The organism is Dysosmobacter segnis, from assembly GCF_014297285.1.
In the GTDB taxonomy this organism is placed as follows: Bacteria; Bacillota; Clostridia; order Oscillospirales; family Oscillospiraceae; genus Oscillibacter; species Oscillibacter segnis.
The window spans coordinates 1-1,853 of record NZ_JACOQI010000071.1 but is presented as its reverse complement, the minus strand read 5'-3'; the positions used below and the strand labels follow the sequence as shown (position 1 = coordinate 1,853).

The following is a 1,853-nucleotide window of genomic DNA, read 5'->3' as shown; positions in this document are numbered from 1 at the left end:
AATTCGGGTGTGGCCACACTCCGAAATTTTTGCAGGGCGCAGGGCCCGCAAAAATGCTTGTTGGGGAGCTCCCCAAACCCGCTGTACTTCGGGACAAATTGTCCCAAAGTCCCGGTGCGCTGCACCGTAGTCTGCGGCCCGTCACTATCGTTCCTGGGCCTTATTTTCACGCTCGTCTGTTATGCCGAGCAGATGATCAATGTTCGCTTTTACCGCCACGGCCTCCCGCATTTGCCGCTGGGCTTCCCGGTATTCTGCATAAAGCTCTTTTTTCTGTCCTGCCAGCTCACGGCGGGATTTTTTTAGTGCTTCAATCTTAGGGAGCTTTGCGCCGTTCAGTATGGTGTTCATGGTATCCTTTGCCGCCCGGTAAGTGGCAAGCTCTGCTTCATGCTGGGCCAGATACTTTTTACTGTACCGCGCAGCTTTGTACCCATCGAACACCGGGCGGGTCTTGGCATAGTCCACCGTGGCAGCCATCAGCTCCGAGGTTTTGGAAAGAGCCTCCTCCGTTGTGCGGAGCTCGTCAGACAGCTTGTGAAAGTGATCCACCGCAGCCTCGGTGCTGGCCGTCAGTGCCGCATAGTCTGTCAGATGATGCTCCTGCAAATACTGGAGCGCGGCGGCCATTTGTTTTAGGTTGTAGACCTTGGCCCATCGTTCATAGGCTGGGCCCTTGCCTTGGGCCATACGCTCTTGAATGTCGATGATGAGATTAACTCGCCGTGGCGGAAGCGTGGGCTCCTCGGGCAGTTCGGGGAGTGGACGTTCCCCGGCAATTACCGCCTTGATGTCCTCCGGGTCAAATCCAACTCCAAGTGTAGAAGCCCGGAGCCGGGTCGGTTTTTCCTGCCCGGGTGCAAGGAATGAGATGACACCGCCCCGCCCATGTTTCACCGCAAAGCCGGACTCCTCCATGAGACGAAGAAAGTCGGCAAAGTCCGTGGGCTTTTTCTCCAAAGCGGCGAGAACAGCCAGCCGCACCCGCTGCTTGGCAGAGGGTGGCTTTTCTCCGATCCACTGTCCATAGTGGAGAAAACGACCCTTGCTGTGCTGGCACGGATTTTGGATAACAGACAATTCATGTTCGATGCACACGCGGTCAGAGAGCCGCCGCAGGGCAAAGGACGAACCAATGAAATTATGAAATTTCCGGGAGCGGTCAAAGGCCGTCGCATTGAAATAAATGTGATTGTGGATATGGGCCTTGTCGGTATGCGTACAGACGAAGAACTGATACTTTCCCTTTGTCCAGCGCATCGCCGTTTCATAGCCGATACGGTTTGCTTCTTCCGCCGTAACCTCCCCGGGCAGGAACGCCTGCCGGATCTGAAAGAACAGGGCCCCGCGAGACACGGCCCGGCCTGTCTCTGCAAGGTATTGACTTTTTACCAGAAGAAACTCGGCGGGAGCCGTGTTCGGATCGCAGAGATAGGAAGATACGGCTCCCAGCTTTTCCGGGTTCAGACCATAGGTGAAACGATCCTCCATCGTTTGAATTGCACTTTTTCCCGCCGCTGTTTTATAAGGGCGGATGTAGGTGGTCGCCGTAAAAAATCCCTCCTTCCGGCAAACAGTATTTTTACTTTGGGACACTTTGTCCCGAAGTAGAAAAAGCCGGGGAGCGGTATCAACCACTCCCCGGATGGGTCAGAGCTCTACCAGCGCGGAGAGCTGTTTCAAGAGATCAGACAGCGGCCCCCATAAGGCCGCATAGTCCCGCTGCAAGGCCGTGAGTTCTTCGGGATAAATTGCGCCGTAGGTGTTGGCTTGAATTGCCACTTGGTTCAGATTGTTGGAGCATCGCCGCTGGAGCGAAACCAGCTCACGAACAGGCGAAAGGTCAACATGAA

General features: G+C 55.3%; 1 protein-coding gene and 1 pseudogene. Both read right to left on the bottom strand.

Annotated elements, in window-relative coordinates:
- Positions 1-144: 144 nt before the first annotated feature.
- Complete coding sequence (locus H8Z83_RS18970; RefSeq protein ID WP_187016456.1) at positions 145-1,491, bottom strand: relaxase/mobilization nuclease domain-containing protein; 1,347 nt, start codon at positions 1,489-1,491, stop codon at positions 145-147.
- A gap of 159 nt (positions 1,492-1,650) precedes the next feature.
- Positions 1,651-1,853: pseudogene (locus H8Z83_RS18965) on the bottom strand (plasmid mobilization relaxosome protein MobC); the annotation flags it as partial.

Bases quoted from the DNA above. Each gene is read 5' to 3' on its own strand.
- H8Z83_RS18970 (WP_187016456.1), bottom strand. From the start codon at position 1,491: ATGGAGGATCGTTTCACCTATGGTCTGAACCCGGAAAAGCTGGGAGCC.